The following is a 22786-nucleotide window of genomic DNA, read 5'->3' on the forward strand; positions in this document are numbered from 1 at the left end:
GCCGCGGCAACGCCATAAATCAAATATCAGTGTTGGCACTGTCAACACCCTCCTTGGCACGCCAAACGCCCCAGCAGCACCCTCCCGATCACCCGCGAAGGGCCGCCATGAAGCTCCGAAAGGAAAAGTCTGCGAGGTCATGTTGTCCCCGCTCCCCGGCCCATGAATAGGTTTAAGCCACAACCGGCTGACTCAACATAACCGGAACGAGGAACCGCAAGAACTCACTCACAGCAGGCGGAAGGCCCACCAGCCAGGGACTTGAACCCGCCACCCCACATACCTAAATAGGCTCCGCGGCAGCCGGGCCAAACCCGGCCAACCAACCGTCAGAGGGACGCCACCACAAGCCATGTCAACACGTTAAAGCAAAAACCCCTCTGACGAGGGGATATGCTGTGCCCGAGGTGGGACTCGAACTACCTTCCAGCCCTCGTAAAGACCGGGAACCTGCGAGAACATGCGGAATCCGAGGCAGTCCAACCGATTTGCGACCTGCTCCACGGCGAAAGTGTGGACATTGTGCACACCCTCATTGGCCCTGAAATGGGTCCCACAGGCGGGCCGGCGCGCCCGCCCCGGTACGCCTAGGCGGGCTAACCGGCTGGTGCCACAACGTCCTCCAGCACTGACCTGTCGAAAAAACGGATCTCGCCCGTTGCCTCGAAGAACACAGGAACTACTGATGTGCTCAGGTCTTTGGACGTTTCATAGATTTCAGCCGCACCCCCGTGCTTCCTCGCAATTGTTCCCACCAGCTCGGTACCGCGAACCCGAACAGTTCGATATTTGTAGCTCATCGTGACCCCTTCGTCGATTAGGGCACACCCTACCCCTTGGGAGTGCCGCTTCGGCGGGTTGGCTCCTATCGCGCCAACACCATTGGTAGCGGCCAGCTTCGGATCACTTCTCCATGAATGCAGCGGAAGCATGGAACTGCACTGGAGTCCTTACAAATACTGGGAGAGTCCACAAAAACGTGATCCGAGCCGATACGCGACCAGTGGGAGCCAAACCGAGCTAAAGGCGTCGACAGCGACCGCATTTTCCGGCGCAGCGGCCCTGACGTCGTGGCGCTGAGGCCGTGAATAGTCATCACCGCAATCGAAGCCGCCCGCGAACCAAAACATCGATCTGCCGCTGTCGCAGCAGAATTATCTGCCGTACTCATGGGCAGGCCTGACGTCCACGAGGGCATCCACGCTTCCGTCCCCTCTCTCAAGGAAACCGGCCCCCGTCACCGCAGGCACCCGCGAGCCAATAGGGATCAAACAGCCTCGGGGCGAAACACGTCCATAACTCTGTGGCCGGCCAGGAGTGACCTAGCATGGGCGGGAACAACGAAAGAGGCGCCCCGCGAACGGAATGATGCCGAAGTCATGCTGCTTCGTTCCTTCGCTTCGATACACAGGTGGAAGTTGTATCGCTGCTTGTCATTCTGATATGCCCCATGATCGCTGGGCGGGTCCTCCACGCAACCAGGGCGCTACCGCGCCGACCCCGGAATCGAAAACTTCTCCGTAGACATCGTGGAAGCAGTCCCCGCGGATGAGGTTTTCGCCCCGGCGCCGGTTCCCCAAGTTGCACTCCGGCCGCTCAGCCCAGCGGGTGGTCCCCTACCAGAACGACGCCCACAACCAACAACCGCACAAACCACGACAACACAAAGGGTGAAGGGAGAACCGGGATCATGGAAAAGCTCACGATCACAACACCATCAGATGTCCTCAGCTTCATCGGCCACACCCTGGGCTTCTGGCCACAGGAAAGCCTGGTCTGCATCACTCTCAACGAGAACAGCATCGGGGCGACCCTGCGGATCGACCTCCCCCAACAGACTGGTCAGGAACTTCCTTACGCTCGCACCGTCGCCCACTACCTCACCAACGACACCAACGCCACATCCATCCTCTTCGCTGTCTACACCAGCGAACCAGCCCAGCCTGGGCAGGCCAGGCCGCAGGCCGGCACCAGTCGCCGCTCTCACCGGTGTCCTTGCCGAACAAGGCATCACCATCCGGGACGGACTCTTCGTCGGAGACGAAACCTTCTCCCCCTATGACGGCGAACCCGGCACCAGCTTCGCCCTGCCCGTCAACTCCACCCAGACCAGCGCCATCAACGCCGAATTCATCTACCGCGGCAGCTACATCGAACCCACCGACCGGATCACCCTCCCCACCACCGGCCAGGCAGAAGCGAAAGCGACCGCCGTCGAACACCACATGGAAACCATCGCCTCCCAACCAACGGGCGACGCGCTCCAGAACGGCAGGAAACTCTGGGCAGACATTCTCGACTCCGCGTCCTTTCCGAGCGAAGAGGACTGCCATGCCCTGGTGGCGAACCTGCAGTTCCCGGCAATCCGAGACCGGCTCATCGCCGACATCCCAGGCGTGGACGAACCTATGCAGCAGATCCTGTTCGCCCAAACCGAAGCCGCCCCGAAATGGTCACGCATCGAATGGGCACAACAACTCCTCCTGCACGCCTACACACGCACCAGCGCAGAACTGCCGTGGATCTGCTGGCCGGGTTCCAGCTGCTGCCGGGCAAGGCCGATAGCGGTCAGCGCCACTGTCAGGGCATCCAGGGCGTTGATACCCTCGTGCGGGCTGGCAGAGGCATGCGCGGCACGCCCCTCATATCTGACGGCGAAGCCGGAGCAGGCGAACGGGTGCATTTCGGATTCGTCCACGTTCCCAGGGTGGATCATCATCGCGGCGTGGGTGCCATCAAAATCGCCTTGTTCGAGCATGACGATCTTGCCGCCGCCGTTTTCTTCTGCCGGGGTGCCCAGCAGCCGGACGGTGAGGTCCAGCTCATCGGCGAGTGGCGCCAGTGCAATAAGGGCACCCAGTGCGGATGAGGCGATGATGTTGTGTCCACAGGCGTGGCCTACACCGGGCAATGCGTCGTATTCGGCGCAGATGGTCAGGACCAAAGTCCCGGTTCCCGCCTCGGCGCATGCCGCGGTCGGAAGTTTCCCCAGGCCATGGGCAACCCGGACGTTGGGCACGGCGCGCAGTTCCTCTACCAGCCAGGCAGAGGCCTTGACCTCTTCCCAGCCGGTTTCAGGATTGTCGTGCAGTCTGTGGCTGAACGCCAGAACGCGGTCCAGCTCAGCGGCCAGGGCAGCCTCTGCCCTGGCTTTGAGACCGTCGGCCGTCCCCGTGGTCATGCTGCCGGCCCCTCGGCCTTGGCAGCCTCGGCGGCCTGGGTGAAGACTTCGCCGAGGATGGCCCCGCCCTCACGAATCTGCTCGATGGTGGGCAGGCAGAAGGACAGTCGCAGCTCGTTGTGGCCTTTGCCGTTGGTGTAGAAGGCAGTGCCCGGAACGTAAACGACGCCGCGCTCAATGCACTCGTGCACCAAGGCGTCGGTGTCGATGCCCTCCGGAACGGTTACCCACAGGTAGAAGCCGCCACTGGGACGGTTCCAGGTGGTGCCGTTGGGCATGACCTGCTCGAGGGTCTCCAGCAGGGCGAGGAATTTCTCCTGGTACAGGCCGCGGTATTCCGCCAGCTTGTCCTGCCAGGCCGGGTTGTCCAGGTAGGAGTTGAGCAGCATCTGGTTGAATACCGGCGGGTTGAGCAGCGTGGTTTCGGAGGTGTTGATGAAGTGCTCGAAGAGGGAAGCGGGCGGCAGGACCCAGCCGAGGCGCAGGCCGGGGGCGATCATCTTGGAGAAGGAGCCGAAGTACATGGTGATGTCCGGGAAGTCCGGCTGGATGGCCGGCAGGGTCTGCCCGTCGAAGCCGAGCAGCCCGTAGGGGTTGTCCTCGAAGATCAACAGCCCGTTGTCGCGGCAAATTTGGCCGATCCTGCGGCGGCGCTCGGCTGAGAGGTTGACGCCGCCCGGGTTCTGGAAGTTCGGAATGGTGTACAGGCCCTTGGCGGTCCGGCCCGAAGCGCTGACCCTGGCAATGGCCTGCTCCAGCTCTTCAGGGATCAGGCCGTCAGCGTCGATGGAAATGTGCACGATTTCTGCCTGGTAGCCGCTGAAGACGGCCATGCCGCCGGCGTAGGACGGCGCCTCTGCAAAGATAACATCGCCGGGATTTACCAGTATGCGGGCCGCCAGGTCCAGGGCCTGCTGGCTGCCGGCGGTGACCACCACCTGGTCCGGTTCTGCCGTGATCCCTTCCAGCTCCATGAGCGAGGTGATGTGCTTGCGTAGCGCCGGAAGGCCTTGGCTTGCACCGTATTGAAGGGCTACTTGACCGGTCTCCGCGAGGATCTTCTGTGCGGAGACGGCCAGCTGGTCGAACGGCAGGGCACCTAGGTAGGGGGCGCCGTTCGCGAACGAAATCATGCCTGGACGCTGGGCGGCACGGAAAACTTTGCGCACCTCCGAGGGGCGGGCGGACCGCACTCGATTGGCCAGGGCTGCTTCGGCGGTGACTTCCGCGGCTACGGGCATGATCGTTCCTTTCAGAGCGGGAATGGGATGCTCCATTCAGTATTGCGCGCCTTACATATGCTGTCTAAGACCGAAAAGGAGCGTTTAGCATGCTCCTTCGGCATACTCGGGGCCGGGGCTTCGACTAAGGCAATCTCCCATCAAACGCGGGCTACGTTTCTGCCGTCCTGGAAATCATCCAGGCAATCATCCGGCTCACCCCTCATATCAAGGGCGTCATCCGCTACGCCCAGGCGAAAGCCACTCACAGGAAAAATCGCCCGCGCCGCTAGTGCACAGGTGCCGCCGATGCCGCCGGCCCCCGCGAACGGGGCACCAGAAGGGCGGGAACGCCCCGGCCCAGGGAGAGCGGCCGAGCCAGGGCGGGTGCCCGTCGCACCTGACCCCACCGAAATAGGGACCGAGGCGCGTCGGGTCAACCTAGGAGCGAATAGGGAAAATTGAAGTGTCCAGACCGCCAGCGAGCAGCACCCGATAGGGGATGATGTTCCAATGCTTTCTGCGAATCGAAGCCGTTATTGATAGTCGTCCTTCGACCGCAATCCCCGCTGGCGATCGTACGACGAGGACGAGCCGGTGCGCGCCCCGGATTTCGTGGGCGCCCGACCTGCTGAACTCCCAGACGGGGTCAGAACGGAGAAGGTTCAATGCTTCCAGGAAGGTCGCCTCACCGGTCGTCTTTCGGGAGGTGGTCACGCCAGCTGTGAACACTTTGAGGTCGGCTTTGATGTCGGCGCTGGCGAACATCTCTACAGGGCTACTGACCTTGTCGGGCGTCATCGACCACACAATGGGTGGTTGCGACGTTTGGGTGGCAGTGAGTTTGACTTGGACCCATACCTTTTCGATCCGCTCTTCTTCGGCGCCTTCAAAGGTAACGGCAAGGTCGGTCATGGTGTAAGCCACACTGTCTTGTTCGGCGGTAAGAGCGACCAGGGCTGGGTCGCCGGCGGGCAGGATCTGCTCCAGCGGTCGGCAGATTGGTCCGCCTAGGAGGATTCTCGATTCGAGGTCACCATCGGGTGCCCGGTTCGGCACACCCTTGGTGATTCGTTCCTCGGAAACCAAAGAGGTTTCGGACCATTCAAGGTCGGGCAAGTCAATCGGCATATCAACGTCCTCCGGCGAGGTAGAAGGGGCCCCAGTCGCGATACTGGGTATAGCGGGCACGTGTGGCGTTTTGGGCTGCAGCAAAGGCGGGAACGACAGCGTGAGGGTCTACTCGGAGGTGTTCGTAAAGGGTGGTGAAGAAGAGCTGGGACGCCTCGACCTCGGCTGGCCAGAGGGTGCCGATCAGCGTTTGTGTCCCGCGCAGAAAGAAGGCGGCCGGGAGTCCGCGAAGGTTGTCAAGAAGGTCGAACCGTCCCAAGGCGGTTTCGCATGCCGACAAGGACAGTAGGCGTAGTTGGTCGAGTTGAAGGTCGAGAAGCTCGTAGGCGTGGAGGCGTCCGTCGGAATGCTCATCGCTGGGCCACAGGTAGACATGATGGAAGGCTCCTCCAGCTGCGTTGTTTCGACCATGTGTAGACAGGTGCGCGAAGGTGCTCTCCTGTAGAGCTTCTCGGAAACGTTCTTTGGTGGCTTCTTCGTCAGTGCAGGCAATCAATCCGAACCGACTGGCAATGGCTTCGGCTTCTGGGATAGATGCCTCCATCGTCGGCAGTCCGAAGGGTTGGGAGGCGAAGGACATTCCGAAAGACTGGACGACGATGGAGGCTTGACGTCGGGTTCGGGGGCGCAGCATGGCCAGATTTGGTAGCACCGTGACCGTGAAGTGGTCGGCCAGTATCCCCTGCGAGGTTGGCAGGAGGTGGAATGGCAAGTAGTGCAGAGGCCCGTGCGGTACTACAATGAGGCGGTTTCGTCCTGTATGGCCGATCCGCACCAGTTCTTCAATTCCGTCCGGGGTGCCAAAGATGAGTTTAGTGATCTCATGCAGCGCATAGTCCGCCTCCTGGGTGGCGTTGCGGACGGGGCCTGGATAATTGGTGATCAGCTGACGAACTTCACTGACCGTCGTTGCTAGTGCGTGCCGCGACAACTTGCGACCATCCCCATGCCACTCTATGAGACCGGGGAGGTTGCTGACGCTACCGATGACGAACTGATGGTCGCTGGTGTAAAGCATTGTGTAGACGGTCAGCCGTCCTTCAGGATTGGTTCCGAGGACGATGTCAGCAAGTACCGTGTCTGGTCCCAATAGCCCATGGATCTCCCCGAAAGACAGGACGCGGGATTCGTCCCCTGCGCTGCGCGTAAACTCGTCGAAGACGTACTTGTCAAAGACCCGCTGCATGTTCGACAACTTCTCTTGGGCTGTCGCGCCGGAACGCACCTCCCGTTCACTGATGTAGGTTGTTAGCAGGGCATCGTCATCGAAGCCAACCGATACTTCCGTGTCGGACGCGGCCTCGGTGAGCGCCTCGCTATTCTCCAGCTCTCGGATGAGCCGCAGCTGCCTCTGACCCTCAGGATCAGCCGTCACCGCGTAGCCCTCGTTGGCCTCAAGAGTTGCCGCAAATGCCCACCCCTTGGTCATCTGTCGAAGGACCGCTGCAGTCAAGGGAGTGATGCCGTCACGGGTGCCGGCGGCCAGTGCAAACTGGCATGTGCGGTAGAACTCATACTGCACCGGCTCGCCGTAGCCGAGCAGTGCCTTCGTGAGAGGAAAAAGATACGCACAAACACGGGCGGCCACCTCGGAAGTCGGATTGTCTCGAGCTATCCAGCCCATTCGGCGAACAAGGTCAGCCACCACTGATTCCAGATCCAGTCTGAGGGCGCGCTGGAGGCTGTAGCTGTACCAGCCGACACTTTCGCTGGGCTGAGTGTCGACCTTGTTTACCGCTGCTCCTATGCCAAGGGTCAACAGATACCAGGTTCTCGTCTCCCGGAGGGGCTTCCAGACGCCATCCGGTTCGACAGGAGTCGCCTCAAGAAGAGCAATGGCAACGTCTTCCCTGTCGGCTGTCTGCTGAGCTTTGGCTTGTCGGACCTGCGCGGCCAGTTCGAGAACGCTTTGATACTTGTCGGCATCGCCCCGGAAGAACGCTCCGGGAACTCGGTAAACGGATTCTCGGTCAACGGATTGCAGAATGGTGAGCTCCCGGTTCCACAGATTCTCGAGCTGGCCAGCACCGAGTGTGCGGGCTTGCGTATGCAAGGCGGTGAGCGCGCGTAGGCTCGGTATTGGTTTTGCGGGGGCGTTGGCTAGCGCCCCGAATAGCGATTCTTCGTAGGCCAGACTTGCTGGTTGTATGTTGCGCCGAGATTTACTTGGTTGGTGTCCGTCAGTGAATTTGTTTCGCTGGGGTGTCTGTTCGAGGGTGGCTTGGATGGAGAGAATGTGGCGCTTGTCGTCGACCGGATCTAGGTAGGCGAGGGCTTGCGTTGCGGTTTCGTTGAGATCGGTGTCGGTCACTGGTTCGCCGAGTTGGCGTTGTATATAGAGAGTGTCGAACAGTCCTTTCAGTGATAGGCCTCTCTCGGCGTTGAGTCGAAGCGAGGCCGCTTCGGCGTATTGTTGGGCTGCTATTTTAAGGGCTTGCTGCATCTCGGGCATGTCAGCTTCTGCCCAGTTGAGCTGGTCCCTTTCGGCTGAATCGAGTGCGAACTCTAGCCGTCTGCGAAGTTGCTCTCGCTGTTGGGGTTGTGTCAATGGCAGGCCCTTGTAGGGATCGAGGCTGAGGCCGGCTAACCGGAAAAGGACCCTGCCAACACCTTCGGTATCATCCGTGCTGCGCAGGCGCGAAAGCAGTACATCACCGAGGCGTTGAGCGCGCCGGTAGAGGCGTCCATCAGGGGCTGTCATGAGCACCGGCAGGGCTGCCAGAAGCCAGTCGCTGACCGTTTCCTCGTACATGTCCGAAAAGGCGAAACCTAGGTTTGGGCGAAGCTCTCCCGTGTCAGATGGTGGGTGGCACAACGGCGTAACGGCAGTCAGCAGCATCTCTTGGAGAATCCAGCCGTCGCGCCAACGCTCGCGCTGCTGGATCTCCAAAAACGCATACCTGCTAAGAGCCCGTACGTACGCCAGGGACAGCTGCCACATCAGCGACGGCTCCGCCATCATCTCCTCAGCGTGCCGCGAACTGATGTGGCGCAGCCTGACCTCCTCCCAAATCTGCTCAATAGGCCCCAGTCCCACTGGATAATCCTCGGGAGAGTGGCGGAGGCGGCGAGCAACCGCCTCTAAGAGAGCAAGGGACACATACCTCGGATTCGCGTCATGCCGATGGTCGACAGGTATAGCCGCCAAAGCCCCCTGCAGCACATAGGAGTTCAATATCTGGGGGTACCTCGACACGAAGTCCCTCAGCGACTCCCCGGCATCCGCGGGGGCGTGATTCAGTAGTGCCAAGTTCGCCGCTTCAAAGCTGCTGCCGACGTAACACGGTAATGCGAAGGCTGCCGATTGCTGTGGCGTTTCATCCATGAACAGCTCCTGATCAGAGCAATCCTGTCGCTAATACTTCCCCAACAATACGCCCGGGCACAAGAGTCCGCGTTGCCTCAGATGAAAAGCTCCGCGTAGCGGCGTGGTTCTCTTCAGCTGCAGCGGATGGGGGCTATACCCGTTTTCATGGAGCTAACGATGGCTCAGCGGCAAGCCGTGACGAAGATCGATCTCGACTAGCCCCGGGGAGTGCATCGTTCCACTGGGCCTAGGTCCGCATGGGAATCGAGTCCTGCGGCAGTATTCCGGGCTTGGGCTGCAGTATTCCGGGCTTGGTACGGACCGGCCCCTGGGGCTCCACCGCAGGCACCACCCGGTGGACACGCCGCTACGCGGGCATACTCAAATGATTCTTCGATAGCAGGCCACGCGGGCATCTTTTAAGGTGTTAGCGCGAGCCCTTCTGAAACCAGCTCCTAGCTGCTACCGTGCACCACATAGGCGCGCTAGTAGTTCCTACGGATGTTGGAACAGCGTGACGTGATGTAAAAAGCTAGAGCCTCCGGTATCGACAAACAAACCAAATAACACAAACAGAACAAGCATTTACTGCAATTCTTTTCACTCGCCCCCCCCGGAGGGCGAGAAGCGCGGCCACCAGCTCGGGAACGCCAGAGGGCGGCAAGGGGCACGGCCCGCCGAAACCAGCCGCCAGGGCCGGGGATGAGCACGCCGCCGGCACCAGCGCGACAACCGAGGCCACCAACACGGAAGATTCAACCCTCAGCAACCCCCTAGGGGCCGAGGAAGGGCCGGCTAATGCCTATTCAGTCGATGTTGTCGCGCTCGTCTTGGTGACGTCATCAGTACCCTTCACTTGCGCAAAATTTATTTCATTCGGGCTCGTGATGGGGATACGTTTGCCGTTGAAATTGCCGTCAGTGCCCGTCGCTGTCTGAACCGACCCCAATGTGGAGCTTCCGTCATCGATATCGTATTCAAGAGTGACACTCGCTGCGGGGGTAAAACCGGAGCCGTTGATGGAAAAGAATCGCGCGTTCCCTTCAGCTCTTGCCGCCATGGTCAGCGCCGGTGTTATAGGACCCGCGTTGGCTCCCGAATTGGAATTCCAAGTGATTTTGCCACCCGTGAAGTGCTGCACCCTGCCTGTCCTGTCGGGTGTGTCTGTTTCCTCATGCCAGGGGTAACCGAGCGAGCTTCCTTCCCATCCGAGCTCAGCCCATTTGTGTCTGATGGCACCGTAGACCTCATGCGCGCCGACTCCAGGTTTGAAGAAGATTGAAGCGTCCGGGTGTCCCTGCAGTTGAAGAGCGCGGAAGTGGTTGTAGCGTCCGCGTCCATCTGTAGTCTGCGATTCGTCATTCACCGGATAACCGAACTGTTCCCGACCCAGCTTCGCCCAACGTTCGAATATGAGTCCATAAACCATATGTGCGCCCGTTTCTGGACGCCAAGAGAGCGTGCCCCCGGCAAACGGCTGGGCACGTCCTATGCCGTCAAAAGTGGGAGCCTCGTTGCCCACCGGGAGCCCCAGTTGGCCGTCTCGTCCTCCTGTCTGCTTCCATTTTTCTTCGATGGCGCCAAAGATCGTATAGCCATGCAAATTGGTGGTCATGACGCTTCCTATATTGAGCGAATGAAGCTCATAGATTGCGCCTCTGCAAAGGACTAGTCAAGCACTACTTAAAACGGCGCCTATTCCTCAGTTAAGTCATCGCCGAAAGCAAGCATTGTTTGCATTGTTTGCTTAGATTGCTTTTCGCGTTTGTTATCTGGCGCAGCCCGATTATGCATTGAAGGCCGTTTCTCGCTCCCACGCGCTCCGTCCCCTGGGCGAGAGAAACGGGGGCCCTACGGAAGCAAACCGGGACGCGCACAACAGGATGCAGAGCTGCAGGAAGCGGGTCCCGTGTAGAAGGGACGAACGCAATAGCCAGTTCGATCAACGACAATTCAGGGTCTTCCGCCAGGAGGTAGGGCTTTCTCTGGTTCTCGGGAGTCCCCGCTGGCGAGCCGACCGGAAAATATCGCAAGGAGCGGTCGCCGGTCCACTTGATCCGACAGACCGGCCTACGGCGCTCCGGCTCCTGGTCGGCGGCGTCGGGATCGAACGTGCCACACCCAGAAGACGACAGCCAAAATTCCGTTCACTCCCCCGATAAGCAGATCCCCGGAGATCGGCCTTCCTACGGAGAGGTCCAGGCCAATCAGAACGATGCAGCCCAAGGCGGCGGTCGAGAAGACGACGGCCACTACCAACAGAATCCGATAGAAATGGGGAATAGCATCGTCCGGGTGTCCGGCCTCGCGGTAGGCGCGGGCGAGGTTTTTGCGGTAGGCCAAAGTATGGGGGTGGTCTTTCCCCAATACCCTTTCGGCATCGCTCGCGGTTTGTTCAAACAGTTCCACCGCCCGGGCGAGGTCTCCAGCATCCAGGCAGGCCGATGCGAGGTTGTTGCGGTGGATCAGGGTACCCGGATGGTCTTTCCCCAATACCCGCTCGGCATCGCTCGCGGTTTGTTCAAACAGTTCCACCGCCCGGGCGAGGTCTCCAGCAACCAGGCAGGCCGATGCGAGGTTGTTGCGGTGGATCAGGGCACCCGGATGGTCTTTCCCCAATACCCGCTCGGCATCGCTCGCGGTTTGTTCAAACAGTTCCACCGCCCGGGCGAGGTCTCCGGCGTCCCGATAGGCGGATGCGAGGTTGCTGCGGGAGACCAGGGTGGAGGGGTGCTCTTTCCCCAGCACCCGCTCCCTATCGGTCAGGGTTTGTTCGAACAGTTCGACCGCCCGGGCGAGGTCTCCGGCGTCCCGATAGGCGGATGCGAGGTTGTTGCGGGAGAGCAGGGTGTCGGGGTGCTCTTTCCCCAGTACCCGCTCGGTATCGGTCAGGGTTTGTTCGAACAGTTCCGTCGCCCGCGGGTCTCCGGCGTCCCTGTAAGCGCCTGCGAGGTTGTTGCGGGAGGCCAGGGTGTCGGGGTGCTCTTTCCCCAGTACCCGCTCGGTATCGGTCAGGGTTTGTTCGAACAGTTCCATCGCCCGGGCGAGGTCTCCGGCGTCCCCGTAAGCGGAGGCTAGATTGCTGCGGGAGACCAGGGTGTCGGGGTGCTCATTCCCCAGCACCCGCTCCCTATCGGTCAGGATTTGTTCGAACAGTTCGACCGCCCGGGCGAGGTCTCCGGCCTCCCGATAGGCGGATGCGAGGTTACTGCGGGAGACCAGGGTGTCGGGGTGCTCATTCCCCAGCACCCGCTCCCTATCGGTCAGGATTTGTTCGAACAGTTCGACCGCCCGGGTGAGGTCTCCGGCGTCCCGGTAGGCGACTGCGAGGTTGTTGCGGGAGAGCAGGGTGTCGGGGTGCTCTTTCCCCAGTATCCTCTCGGTATCGGTCAGGGTTTGTTCGAACAGTTCCATCGCCCGGGCGAGGTCTCCGGCCTCCAGATAGGCGGCGGCGAGATTATTGCGGGAGAGCAAGGTGTCGGGGTGCTCTTTCCCCAGTACCCGCTCCGTATCGGTCAGGGTTTGTTCGAACAGTTCGATAGCGTGGGCGAGGTCTCCGGCGTCTTGATAGGCGCTGGCGAGATTATTGCGGTAGGTCAGGGTGTCGGTGCGGTGTTTTCCCAGTACCCGCTCAGCGTCGGTCAGGGTTTGTTCGAACAGTTCGATAGCGTGGGCGAGGTTTCCGGCCTCCCGGTAGGCGAGGGCGAGGTTGTTGCGGGAGGCTAGGGTGTTCGGGTCATCGGGGCCCATCCTCTTTTTGGCCTGGTCGGATAGCCATTCAAAGTGCCGGATGGAGGCAACAACCATTCCCGCATCAAGCATGCTGAGCCCCGCCCGATAAAGCACAGTGTGAGGACGGCCAATCCAGAGCGCGTCAGCAGCTGCGCCAATCAAGTGCTCGGTGTTGGACAGCAGCAAGGCCAGCGCGTCCCGCTCCATGCTCGTCCACACCGCGTTTAGCGAGTCCGCGACCACTCTGACTGCGTTCTCAACCTCCGGTGCCGTTATCGACTCGAGGACCGCACGCTGGGTCAACCCGTGCATCCGCACCGTCGCCGGGGAGCCTGTCTGATGTTCAATCAGGGACAAGGCGTGCAGATCCCGTAACGCCGAGCGGGCCTTTTCGGCTCCCACGGACGACGGGGCGTCGTCTGCCGATTCCTGGGGGCGGAGAGCGCGACCCGAAAAGACCAGGGAGGGTTCGGCCAGAAACATCGCCTCGAGGGCCCCTGCGGGATCCGTCACGGCCACGAGCTGCACCAACCGGCTGGCCAGACCCGCCGGAGTGAGCGTGCCGGTCTGTTCCATGGCCAGAGACCAGGTGGTCGCCACCGTGCGCCCGTACTCGTCAGCAGGCAAGCGATCCGGAAACAGTTCCGAAAGGCGCTTGGCGCGGTCGGCGAAATCCGCCCGGTAATCCCTGCACCGGATGCCCTGGTAAAGGATGACGGAGACGGCCTGGGCCAAGGCGACCGGCAGGAACCCCAGATCACGGGCCAGCTCCTCAGCCTCGTCCAGAGCGTACGGGACGGTCTGGAGCCCGTTCCCGCCGGCGTCCCGGATACGCCGCTCGATATAGGCTTGGGCCTCCTCCGGTGTGAACACCCCCAGACGCACGGTCGTTCCGGCACCGATAACCAGGGCGGCGTCCTGACGGTACGTGGTGGCAAGCACCCGCCCCCGACCCGTCGGCCACAACCCGGCCAACTGCCCCGGATTACTGGCATTATCGAATACCACCAGCCAGGACCGCTCGGTGACCGAGAGCCAATTCAGAAAAGCCATAGCTTTCTGGTCAGCATCCGCGCCTTCTGGCACCGGTGCCTGCACGCGGTCCGCGGCCTCGGCAAAGGCCGTCACCACCGATGTCCGCGATTCCGCAGTGACCCACAACCGCAAATCAACATCAGTATCGGCATCCTCAAACACGCTGGCCGCCAACTGAGTCTTACCCACCCCGGCAGGACCGGCAATGAGCACTGTCCCGACAGCGCCCGGTCCGCGTTCCCTGCTTTGGTCCTCCCACTTGCGGAGGATTTCCTGCGCCTGGATCCGTGGCTGAAAACCGGCGGCCGGCTTCGGCGGTATCCCCAGCGAGGCCGGCCAGGTAACCGGCCGCGGCAGCACTGTACGGTTGTCGTAGTAGTGGCCGATGGCCACTCCGCCCCGATCAGCGAAAATGAATCGGCGTCCGAGGTCCCTGGTGCTGCCCGGGTCAGGTGCGGGTCCGGTGTCCTGGCGGGCTAGGAGGGGTCCGGCTTATTTTCCACATCTGGGTTGTAGCCCGCGTGCACGTCGCCTTGGAGGTGGGCTACCGCTACGCCACCCCGGTCGGCCTTAATAGTTCCCACAATGTACTCGCCGCGACGGGCTCCTTCCGGATCCGCCAGTGCCAGCAACTTCTTCGCAGCCTCCAGCACTTGGGCGTCCTGCGCGGCTCCGCTCTCCCGCACATGCTTTTCCAAAGGGACCTGGTACGTTGCGGAGTCCGTCGCGTGCTCTTCCAACACCATGTCGGCGGCTGGCCGGTCTCGGAAGAACCTTTTGACCAGGCCCTTCAGCCCTGCGTAGGCGTCCTTCAGACTCTGTTCGGCAACGCCTTCGGCGCTTCTGGCCGCACCCGCCGCCAACGCCGCCACTATCAATGTCACCGGATCCACCACACACCCCTTTGTCTGCTCCTACCCGATTAGAACCAGCGTCGCAGATCACACGGATGCAGTCGAGAGCATGATTCTTGTTCCGTCCCACAACGCAACGCGGTAACGCCGCAGTAACGCCTGCTTCCGTATTGTGACGTCGGCGCCCATCTCGACGCTGGGCAGCTGATCAGGAGGCCACCGTGTCCGTGCAGACCACCTATCCCGGGGTGTACATTCGCGAGCAGAAGTCTGGCAACGCGACGATCACGGGGGTGTCGACCTCTGTCACCGCTTTCGTCGGCGCCGCGCGCAAAGGTCCGGGGGACACTCCGGTGCGGCTGTCGAGCTACGCGAGCTACCTGCGTCAGTTCGGCGACCCGATGAGCACCGCCCAGCCGATGGGTCACGCCGTCGGCCACTTCTTCGCCAACGGCGGTCGCCAAGCGATCATCGTGCGTGCGCTCGGCTCTGGGGCCGCGACCGCCTTTAGGGCGCTGCCGGCAGTCAACGGCCTGACTGTCGACGTGAGCGCGCGGTCGCGGGGCGGCTGGGCCAACGGCACGGGCGCGGGCACCCCTGCGCAGGCCGGTCTCTTCGTCGAGGTGGTCCCCGCGGTGGACTACCCCGCCGACCGGTTCACGCTGGTGATCACCGAGTGGGCGTCGGGAGTCCAGGGTGGACCGGCCAGCGTCACGACCAAAGAGACCTGGGCCGAGTTGACGATGGCCCCCGCGTCGACCCGCTATGTGGGCACCGTCCTGGGCGCGAGCAACCTGGTAACCGCTACCGTGACTGGCACCGCAGCCCCAGCTCCGAGCGCCGGCATTTCGACGGGGGCGCTCTCACCGACCAACGTCTCGGTGAGCGGCAAGGCGCTGCGCCTCTCCGTCGACCAGGGGCCGGCCACGGACTACGTGCTGTTCCCTGGGGAGTCGCCGCCCCAGGGACACACCCTCATTGAGGTGCGGGACCACATCAACGCACCAGGCTCCGCGTGGCCGGTCCAAGCGAGCATCTCCGGCGGCAGGCTCGTGCTTACCAGCAAGACCTCGGACCTGAACAGTGCCGTCGTTGTCGGGCTGATCGGCACGAATGACGCCTCGGCGGACCTCGGGCTCGGCGTGGCACGGGGAGGTGCCGAGGTGAGCGCGGCCGGTCCCTACCGGCCCGCGATCGCGTTGCCCGCCGCCCTCGCGAACGGCTCGGACGGCTCGACGGTCGGCGCCGCGCAGATCGTCTCCGCGACGCCGGGCCAGGGTATGCTCGCCTTGACCGCGCTCGATTTCCCGCGGTTCAACATGCTGTGCCTGCCCGGCGTGACAACTGCAGACACCGCGTCGGTGAACACCGCTCTGGATTACTGCCGCCGGCAGAACGCCTTCTTCGTCATCGACCCGCAGCCCGGCCTCAACCCCGCTCAGCTCAAGACGGCGTCGAACCTGCTGCGGGCGCAGGGCGCGCACGGTGCCGTCTACTGGCCGCGCCTCGTCACCGCCGAGGCCGGCCCGGACGGCTTCGGGGCCAGCGGCGCCGTGACGGGCGTGATGGCCCGCACGGACGCCACCCGCGGCATCTGGAAGGCGCCGGCTGGCGTCGAGGCGGGCGTGGGCGGCATCCTCGGGCTCACCGCACCGACTGACGACGACGTGTCGGGCGACCTCAACCCGCTCGGCATCGATGTGCTGCGGACGTTCCCAGGCGTGGGGACTGTAGTGTGGGGCGCCCGGACCCTCGCGGGCAGCGACGTTCTGCAGAGCGACTCCAAGTACGTCCCTGTGCGGCGCCTGACCGACTACCTCTCCGCGAGCCTGTACCTCGGCACGCAGTTCGCCGTCTTCGAACCGAACGACCCGGATCTGTGGGCCCAGCTCCGACTCGCCGTCGGCGGGTTCATGCGCGGCCTGTTTCGCCAGGGCGCCTTCCAGCAGTCCGAGCGCCGCGCGGAGTCGGACAGCTTCTTCGTCATCTGCGACTCGTCGGTGAACCCGCAGACCGAGATCGACAGCGGCAGGGTCAATGTCGTCGTTGGCTTCGCGCCGCTCAAGCCCGCCGAGTTCGTCCTGATCACCATCACACAGCTCAGCCAGGCGGGAGAGTGACATGGCCGAGTTCAGCATAAACGCCACGCGGTTCGACCCCTACAAGAGCCACATGTTCCGGGTGAAGTGGGACGGGGTGTACGTGGCCGGGCTCTCGAAGATGTCGCCGCTCAAGCGGTCCACGGCTCCGGTCTCGCACCGCGTGGGCGGGGACCCCAGCCACGACCGCAAGAGCCCGGGACTGACCACCTACGACGCGGTGACCCTTGAGCGCGGAGTCACCCATGACCTCGCGTTCGAGGCATGGGCGACCAAGGTCTCGAGCCTGTCCCAGCCCGGGATCTCGCTCAAGGACTTCCGCAAGGACCTCATCGTCGACGTCTTCAACGAGGCCGGGCAGAAGGTCCTCAGCTACAAGCTCTACCGGTGCTGGGTCTCGGAGTACCAGGCCCTGCCAGCCCTCGACGCGGCCACCGCCGCGACCGCGATCCAGAGCATCAAGATTGAGCTCGAAGGCTGGGAGCGCGACGTCGCAGTGACCGAGCCGGCCGAGCAGGCCGTCTGATGCTTGAGGAGGGCGCGCCTGTGGTCTTGGTCTCGAGGGAGGTTGCGCCGCTCAGTCGTGCGGTGGCGCTGGCTACCGTCCTCGACGACGCGCCGACCCTCCTCGAGCAGGCCGTCGCGGTGCTGCGCACTTGGCCGCCGGCCGCGGACCTCGCCCTGGCCGGGGTCGATGACCCTGCGGACCTGCCCGTCGGCCTGGCCGACCGCGCCCTGCTCACGGTGAGCGAGCAGGTCCTCGGCGTGCCGCTAGAGCACTCCGTGGCCTGTGACCGTTGCGGCGAGCTGACGACACTCACCCTGGCCCGCGACGACATCCCCGAGCACCACCCGCCCGGCGCCCTTACTGGGCCGGGCTCCAGGGTGCGGGAACCTACGTGGCGGGACCTCCTGGCATCGGGGGACGACGCCGTCGCCCTCCTGAACCGGTGCACCGTCACCGCGGGCGGAACGCTTGAGGACCTCGCCCGGGTCGAGGGATCCCTCAGTGGCCCGCTGCACGCGAAGTGCACCGGCTGCGGGACTCACTTCGAGCTCGACGTCGACGTGATAGAGCTCGTCCTGCGTGCCCTCGGCGCGGTGCCGGCCGACCTCGACCGCGACGTCCACGTCCTGGCCTCGCGATACGGCTGGGACCTGGCCATGATCGAGGCCCTCCCGGACCACCGTCGGCGGCGGCTCGCGACCCTGGCATGGTCCTTGCCATGAGCGCCGAGCCGGCGTCGCACCCCGCAGCGCCTCCCGCTGTCCCCCGGTCAATCGCCCGCCTGGTCGCGCGTGCCGTTCTCCCGCCGGCGCGCGTGCACGACACATGGGCTGTCGCTGCGGCCGTCCCTCGATCGGTGCCGCCTCGCGACACGGACGCAGACCCCGGCCCAGAGGTAGAAAGGGACGCGCCCGACCTGGCTGGGGTGTCCTCCGTCCCCATCGCCCCGGCTCGAACATCCCCTCCGAGGGCCTCGGAGGCCATCGCGCTCGTACCGGGACCGACGGTCGCCCCGGCTCGAACATCCCCTCCGTGGGCTTCGGAGGACAACGTGCCCGTACCGGGACCGACGGTCACCGCGGCCCGCTCAACGACCGGCATAAGGGTCCACGCGACTAGGAGCACCTCCGAGCCGACCGGCACGGCATCAACGACCCCCAGCACCCCTAGTGCGCCCGCCACGCCCCGAGGGCTCCGCGAGCCGGTGCCAACGCGCCCCGTGCGCACCCTCCAGCCGGAGGCCCCAGACGAGGTCGACACCCCGGACCCGCATCCCTGGTCCGGGCCGGCAGATCCTCCGGCGGCCGCTCCGCGGCAGACACCTGCCTCCGCGTTTGTTCCGGCCCCTCAGGGGTCTGAGCGTCCGGCCGAGCGGCCCGCCGTCCCGGCGGCGCCTCCTGTCCAAATCGGCCGTATCGAGGTCGTGGTTACAGCACCCGAGACGGCACCCGACCCGTTCGCGGGCTGCCACATCCTCGAGGCCGCGTCCGCCACAAGGCGGGGAGGTGGATGGTGAGCCTCTTCACACCCGGACCACCGGTCATCGCCGGGGTGGACGAGCTACTGCGCGTGCTTACCACGGAGGCCCTTAAGGGCGTCGCGTCACCGGTCGGCGTGACCGTCGGACCGCTGGACCGGCCGGGGGACGATGCCCGCCTCAACTGGTTCCTCTACAGGCTCGAGCCGGCCCCGGCGTACGCCAACATGGAGGCCCCGCCGAGCGGCTGGATCACCCGGCGCGGACGCCCGCCCTTGGCACTGGCGTTGCACTACCTGCTCACCGCCGACGCGGGCGAGCTCTCCGAGACCGGAGCCGAAGACGAGGTGGTCCACGCGGGTCTTTCGGCGCTGATGTCCGCGCTGCACGAGAACGGCATCTTTGGCACCGCGACCCCCGTCGCCACCGGTCCAGACCGCACCCTTGGGGACGTCGCCCCCGCGCTCGACGGCCTCCTCGAGCCGGTGCGGATCACCCTCGAGCAGGTCCCCTTCGAGACCATCACGGCTATCTGGGGATCGGGGTCTAATGCGATGCGGGTGTCGGTGGCCTACGTCGTCAGCCTCGTCACCGTGTCCGCCCAGGTGCCGTTCACGGCCGGGCCGCCGGTGCACACCCGACGGGTCGGCGTCGCGCCCGCCATGGCCCCGGAGGTCTCATCATTGGCGCCGTCGACGGTCCACGCGGGAATCGACATCGCCGTCCGGGTACGCAGGATCACTGAAGACCACGAGGTCACGCTCGGGCGGCTGCCGGGCGACCCCGACGACCCGACCGACGGGCGGCCGCCCACCCAGCCACACAGCACGGGTCCGTGGCGTCTGGCTCCGACCCTCGCGCCGGACGGGTTGGTCGTGCGCCTGCCGGACGACGCCCTCACCCCGGGCCCGCGGGTGCTCGTCGTCACCAACCTGGCCGACGAACTTCCGGCGGGGAGCGGGCACGCGCTCCTCACGGTCGTCCCTACGGTGGTCGCGGCCGCGGCACCGCTGCAGGCCGGGGCGGCCGTGACGCTCACCGTGCAGCACCCCGGGGACGGCGGCGAGGCGTTCTTTGCCGGGAATCCTGCGCCGTACACTCTGACGGACCCGACTCACGTGACTACCATCGTGCCGCCCCTGCCCGCCACGGCGACGGTTCCGGTGAGCCTGCGTGCCGGCACCGTCGCCGGTCCGTCTACGGACGTGGCGGTGGCTCCATGAGCATGCCCGCGACCTGCACCGCCGGCCCTTTGATCCCCGCGCCCGCGGGACTCGCCGACCCTCGCCTCGTCGCCTGGCGCGACGTGGTCGCTCTGGCCTGCGTCGACGTCCTGCGGCGGTATCAAGCGGCATGGTCGCAGTCGCTGCTAGACGAGGCCGGGCGCGCCGCCGCGGCCGTGGGGGTCGTCGAGCCGCGGCCTGACCTGGACTTGCTGCTGTTGCCGGAGCAGGGCGAACTCGCCCGGCTTGCCCGCCTGACCGGGATCGACGCCGCTGACGAGGCTGTGCTAGCCACGACCTGGTGGGCCGCGGTCGACCCCCAGGTCGCGGCGCTGCTGGGCTGCGTGCACGACGACGCCGCCCGCCGGCACGCGACTCTCGGACTGCTTGCTCAGGTGCTTGCACCGCTGGGCCTTCACGTGCCCCTGCTGCTCGGCGAGCACCACGCGCTGGTCACGTCAGGGCTCATGGAACCTGTGCCCGACCCCGCCACTCCGCTGCGGTTGCCGAGCACGACGGTCGCAGTCCTGGCCGGTGACAAGCGGCCCGCGCCGAGCCCCTGCGTCGTCGGGGGCCGCCTGGCTACGCTAGCGGAGCAGGTGCGCGCGTTCCTGGCCACGGGCGCCCGAGTTCTGGTGCGCTGCGCGGTCGCGGACGACCGCAGCGTTCTCCGCGACGCCGTTGCGAACCTGATGGGCACCGCGGTCGCGCCTGTCCCGCGACTGCCAGCGGTGGCGGCCCTGCTGCTCGAGCTCGGCCACGAGCTGCCGGCCGTGCTTCTCGACGACGACGCGCCGCCCGAGGGCACCGTGCTCGCCTTGGGTGGGCCGGCGAGCACGGTGCCCTCCGGCTGGCACATAGTCGACGCCGAGCCGCCGTCCCTCGAGGCGGCTACCCAAGTGTGGCGCGTCGCTCTGCGACGGTCGGGGCTGCGGCCCGCCGAACCCGTCCTCGTCGATTTGGCGGGACGGCTGCCGCTGGCCGAGCACACCATCGCCGGCATCGTTCGGATGGCCGCATCCTCGGCCACAGCTTTGGGCCGACCCCCCCTGCTCGCGGACGTGAGCGCGGCGTTGCGCGCCTATCCGCGGCACGACACCGGCGGCCTGGCCCGCCGACTCCAGGCCTCGGGAAGCCTAGACGACCTGGTCCTGCCCGCCACCACACGCGCTGCCCTCGCGGACTTCATGGCGCACGCCCGATGGTCCCCCGCCGCGCACGTGAGTCTCGGGCTCAGCGGAGCGCGGGGGCGTGCGGTAATCGCCCTCTTTCAAGGGCCCTCCGGCACGGGCAAGACCGCGGCCGCCGAGGCGACGGCCGCCGCGCTGGACCGCGACCTGTGGATCGTCGACCTCGCCAAGGTCGTCAGTAAGTGGCTCGGCGAGACTCAGCGGCATCTCGACACCGTGCTGAGCCAAGCGTCGATGGCGGGCGCCCTGCTCCTGTTCGACGAGGCGGACGGGCTGTTTGGCAAGCGCGGTGAAGTCACCGACGCGAGGGACCGCTATGCCAACTTGGAGATCGACCACCTGCTGCAGCGGATCGAGTTGCATGAGGGCGTCGTCGTGCTGACCAGTAACCGCCCGGGAGCGCTCGACGATGCCTTCGCCCGGCGGATCCGCCTGGCCGTGCGCTTCGACCTGCCCGACCACGAGTCCCGTGAGGAGATCTGGGCGCGCTATCTGCCGGACGCCCTGCTGGACGAGGGCGTCAGCAGGGCAGACGTCGCGCGGGAGGAGCTGTCCGGTGCCGGGATCCGCGCCGCGGCCCTTGCCGCCACTGTCAGCGCCATTGACGCGGGGACGCCGGTGCGCGAGGAGCACTTGGCCACCGCCGTGCGCCGTGAGTTGGAGAAGAGCCGTCGGCCGCCGACCGCGCGACCGGACAGGAGGACGTGATGAGCACCGAGTACGCGGACACGGGACACGCGAACAGCCGGCACACGGCCGGCGGGCAAGAGAGCGCAGACCTGCGGGTCGAGGTCGGTGTGGTGCCCGAGCCCGGACTCCTACGTCCGGCGATCGAGGCCGCGCTCATGGGGCGGGCATGGCCGGCGGGTCCCGAGGCCGCCGTCGCGGAGGCCGTGGCCGCGCGGGTGGCCGACGCGCAGCAGAGTGGGGCAGGCGCGTGGTGAGCCGCGGGATGCTGATGTCCTTCTCCGACCCGGTGGCGGGGATGGTGCCCAGCCTGGTGCCGTTCCAATACAACCCCGCCGAAGTCACCCGCGTGCTGCGCGTCCAGCAGGGCGGCGGGGGCGGGTCCGGCCTCCGGGTTGCCGGTCCGCCCACTGAGTCGTACACACTCAAGATCGAGCTAGACGCCCTTGGCGCGATCGAAAAGCCGATCACCGGCGCCTTGGGTGTCGGCCCACTCTTGGCAACCATCGAAGCGATGCTCGAGCCTGGCGGAGGCGGCCTCGCGGCCCTCGTGGGTGCCGTCGCCGGCGTGCTCGGCAGCGGTGGTGCGGGAGCCCAGACCGTCCCTGCGCCCACGCTGCCGCTCGTGGTCTTCGCTTGGAGCGTGACGCGCATTGTCCCCGTGCGGATCGACAGCTTCACCGCCCGTGAGACCGGCTTCGATGCGCTGCTGCAGCCCGTTCAGGCCACCGTCGACCTCTCCCTCACGGTGTTGCGCGACCGTGACCTCCAGGCGGACATGACCCTCGCGAAGGTCATGGCCACCGCCTACCAGGCCGTCCGGACGGCTTCGGCGGCGGTGGGCATCGCCCAAGGAGTGGAGTTGATGCTGTGAGCGGTCGCTACGGGTCCCAGACCCATCTGCAGGTCCCGCAGGACGACGGGACGACCCGGCCGATGTGCGTGCCGCGGATCAGCGTCGCACCGCGGGCCGATATCCTCTACCCCGTGCGAGCGGGTGACCGGTTGGACCTGCTCGCCGACGTCGCTCTGGGCGACAGCACCCGGTGGTGGTCGGTCGCGGACGCCAACCCGCAGGCCGATGCGCTGGCCCTCGAGGAGCCGGGGATCCTCCTGGCGGTGCCCGATGCCTGAGGCCCGGA

At 65.0% G+C, this 22786-nt stretch carries 17 protein-coding genes; 9 read left to right on the top strand and 8 right to left on the bottom strand.

Going from position 1 to position 22786, the window contains the following annotated elements; genetic code table 11:
* Window positions 1–596: 596 nt before the first annotated feature.
* Window positions 597–800 (bottom strand): hypothetical protein, encoded by a 204-nt coding sequence (locus BMX78_RS14785; RefSeq protein WP_091420614.1) that lies wholly within the window; start codon window positions 798–800, stop codon window positions 597–599.
* 890 nt (window positions 801–1690) lie between these two features.
* Between BMX78_RS14785 and BMX78_RS23695 the strand changes: the two genes are divergently transcribed.
* The gene (locus BMX78_RS23695) at window positions 1691–2062 is read left to right on the top strand and encodes a DUF4192 family protein (protein WP_091420617.1); all 372 of its coding nucleotides are present in this window, start codon (window positions 1691–1693) and stop codon (window positions 2060–2062) included.
* A gap of 429 nt (window positions 2063–2491) precedes the next feature.
* On the opposite strand, the gene BMX78_RS14800 is transcribed toward BMX78_RS23695, so the two are convergent.
* The 7 genes from BMX78_RS14800 to BMX78_RS14830 all read right to left on the bottom strand — a co-directional run bounded on the left by BMX78_RS14800 (window position 2492) and on the right by BMX78_RS14830 (window position 14499).
* Entirely contained in the window at window positions 2492–3181 is a 690-nt protein-coding gene (locus tag BMX78_RS14800) for a M20/M25/M40 family metallo-hydrolase (RefSeq protein ID WP_091420621.1), read from the bottom strand.
* Window positions 3178–4422 (bottom strand): aminotransferase-like domain-containing protein, encoded by a 1245-nt coding sequence (locus tag BMX78_RS14805; protein WP_170850832.1) that lies wholly within the window; start codon window positions 4420–4422, stop codon window positions 3178–3180. The genes BMX78_RS14800 and BMX78_RS14805 overlap by 4 nt, the downstream gene beginning before the upstream one ends.
* A 420-nt stretch (window positions 4423–4842) precedes the next feature.
* Window positions 4843–5532: a hypothetical protein gene (locus BMX78_RS14810; protein WP_091420625.1), complete on the bottom strand. Its 690-nt coding sequence runs from the start codon at window positions 5530–5532 to the stop codon at window positions 4843–4845.
* 1 nt (window position 5533) lies between these two features.
* Window positions 5534–8857 (bottom strand): CHAT domain-containing protein, encoded by a 3324-nt coding sequence (locus BMX78_RS14815; protein ID WP_091420628.1) that lies wholly within the window; start codon window positions 8855–8857, stop codon window positions 5534–5536.
* A gap of 784 nt (window positions 8858–9641) precedes the next feature.
* Window positions 9642–10454 (bottom strand): LGFP repeat-containing protein, encoded by an 813-nt coding sequence (locus tag BMX78_RS14820; RefSeq protein ID WP_091420631.1) that lies wholly within the window; start codon window positions 10452–10454, stop codon window positions 9642–9644.
* Window positions 10455–10909: 455 nt separating this feature from the next.
* On the bottom strand, window positions 10910–13999 hold the full coding sequence (locus BMX78_RS14825; protein ID WP_091420634.1) for a tetratricopeptide repeat protein: 3090 nt from the start codon (window positions 13997–13999) through the stop codon (window positions 10910–10912).
* Window positions 14000–14082: 83 nt separating this feature from the next.
* A complete protein-coding gene (locus BMX78_RS14830) occupies window positions 14083–14499 on the bottom strand; it encodes a Het-E N-terminal domain-containing protein (protein ID WP_139204967.1) in 417 nt (138 codons plus the stop codon).
* Window positions 14500–14681: 182 nt separating this feature from the next.
* Here BMX78_RS14830 and BMX78_RS14835 point away from each other — a divergent pair, with 182 nt between their 5' ends.
* The 8 genes from BMX78_RS14835 to BMX78_RS14870 all read left to right on the top strand — a co-directional run bounded on the left by BMX78_RS14835 (window position 14682) and on the right by BMX78_RS14870 (window position 22778).
* On the top strand, window positions 14682–16580 hold the full coding sequence (locus tag BMX78_RS14835; RefSeq protein ID WP_091420638.1) for a phage tail sheath subtilisin-like domain-containing protein: 1899 nt from the start codon (window positions 14682–14684) through the stop codon (window positions 16578–16580).
* A 1-nt stretch (window position 16581) separates the two neighbouring features.
* A complete protein-coding gene (locus BMX78_RS14840) occupies window positions 16582–17085 on the top strand; it encodes a phage tail protein (protein WP_091420640.1) in 504 nt (167 codons plus the stop codon).
* 62 nt (window positions 17086–17147) lie between these two features.
* Window positions 17148–17789, top strand: coding sequence for a hypothetical protein (locus tag BMX78_RS14845; RefSeq protein ID WP_139204969.1), 642 nt, complete (start codon window positions 17148–17150; stop codon window positions 17787–17789).
* Window positions 17790–18576: 787 nt separating this feature from the next.
* Window positions 18577–19767 carry a Pvc16 family protein gene (locus BMX78_RS14850; protein WP_091420647.1) on the top strand — a complete coding sequence of 397 codons (1191 nt, stop codon included), beginning with the start codon at window positions 18577–18579 and terminating at the stop codon, window positions 19765–19767.
* The gene (locus tag BMX78_RS14855; RefSeq protein ID WP_091420649.1) at window positions 19764–21665 is read left to right on the top strand and encodes an ATP-binding protein; all 1902 of its coding nucleotides are present in this window, start codon (window positions 19764–19766) and stop codon (window positions 21663–21665) included. Before BMX78_RS14850 ends, BMX78_RS14855 begins: the two co-directional genes overlap by 4 nt.
* The gene (locus BMX78_RS14860) at window positions 21665–21901 is read left to right on the top strand and encodes a hypothetical protein (protein ID WP_091420652.1); all 237 of its coding nucleotides are present in this window, start codon (window positions 21665–21667) and stop codon (window positions 21899–21901) included. Before BMX78_RS14855 ends, BMX78_RS14860 begins: the two co-directional genes overlap by 1 nt.
* Window positions 21898–22518 (top strand): hypothetical protein, encoded by a 621-nt coding sequence (locus BMX78_RS14865; protein WP_091420655.1) that lies wholly within the window; start codon window positions 21898–21900, stop codon window positions 22516–22518. The genes BMX78_RS14860 and BMX78_RS14865 overlap by 4 nt, the downstream gene beginning before the upstream one ends.
* A complete protein-coding gene (locus tag BMX78_RS14870) occupies window positions 22515–22778 on the top strand; it encodes a hypothetical protein (protein ID WP_091420657.1) in 264 nt (87 codons plus the stop codon). The genes BMX78_RS14865 and BMX78_RS14870 overlap by 4 nt, the downstream gene beginning before the upstream one ends.
* The last annotated feature ends 8 nt before the right edge of the window (window positions 22779–22786 follow it).

The organism is Arthrobacter sp. OV608 (assembly GCA_900110595.1).
Classification (GTDB): domain Bacteria; phylum Actinomycetota; class Actinomycetes; order Actinomycetales; family Micrococcaceae; genus Arthrobacter.

What these genes read in the sequence shown, in the direction of transcription:
- BMX78_RS14785 (WP_091420614.1), bottom strand. Translation starts at nt 800, where the DNA reads ATGAGCTACAAATATCGAACTGTTCGGGTTCGCGGTACCGAGCTGGTG.
- BMX78_RS23695 (WP_091420617.1), top strand. Translation starts at nt 1,691, where the DNA reads ATGGAAAAGCTCACGATCACAACACCATCAGATGTCCTCAGCTTCATC.
- BMX78_RS14800 (WP_091420621.1), bottom strand. Translation starts at nt 3,181, where the DNA reads ATGACCACGGGGACGGCCGACGGTCTCAAAGCCAGGGCAGAGGCTGCC.
- BMX78_RS14805 (WP_170850832.1), bottom strand. Translation starts at nt 4,422, where the DNA reads ATGCCCGTAGCCGCGGAAGTCACCGCCGAAGCAGCCCTGGCCAATCGA.
- BMX78_RS14810 (WP_091420625.1), bottom strand. Translation starts at nt 5,532, where the DNA reads ATGCCGATTGACTTGCCCGACCTTGAATGGTCCGAAACCTCTTTGGTT.
- BMX78_RS14815 (WP_091420628.1), bottom strand. Translation starts at nt 8,857, where the DNA reads ATGGATGAAACGCCACAGCAATCGGCAGCCTTCGCATTACCGTGTTAC.
- BMX78_RS14820 (WP_091420631.1), bottom strand. Translation starts at nt 10,454, where the DNA reads ATGACCACCAATTTGCATGGCTATACGATCTTTGGCGCCATCGAAGAA.
- BMX78_RS14840 (WP_091420640.1), top strand. Translation starts at nt 16,582, where the DNA reads ATGGCCGAGTTCAGCATAAACGCCACGCGGTTCGACCCCTACAAGAGC.
- BMX78_RS14850 (WP_091420647.1), top strand. Translation starts at nt 18,577, where the DNA reads ATGGTGAGCCTCTTCACACCCGGACCACCGGTCATCGCCGGGGTGGAC.
- BMX78_RS14855 (WP_091420649.1), top strand. Translation starts at nt 19,764, where the DNA reads ATGAGCATGCCCGCGACCTGCACCGCCGGCCCTTTGATCCCCGCGCCC.
- BMX78_RS14860 (WP_091420652.1), top strand. Translation starts at nt 21,665, where the DNA reads ATGAGCACCGAGTACGCGGACACGGGACACGCGAACAGCCGGCACACG.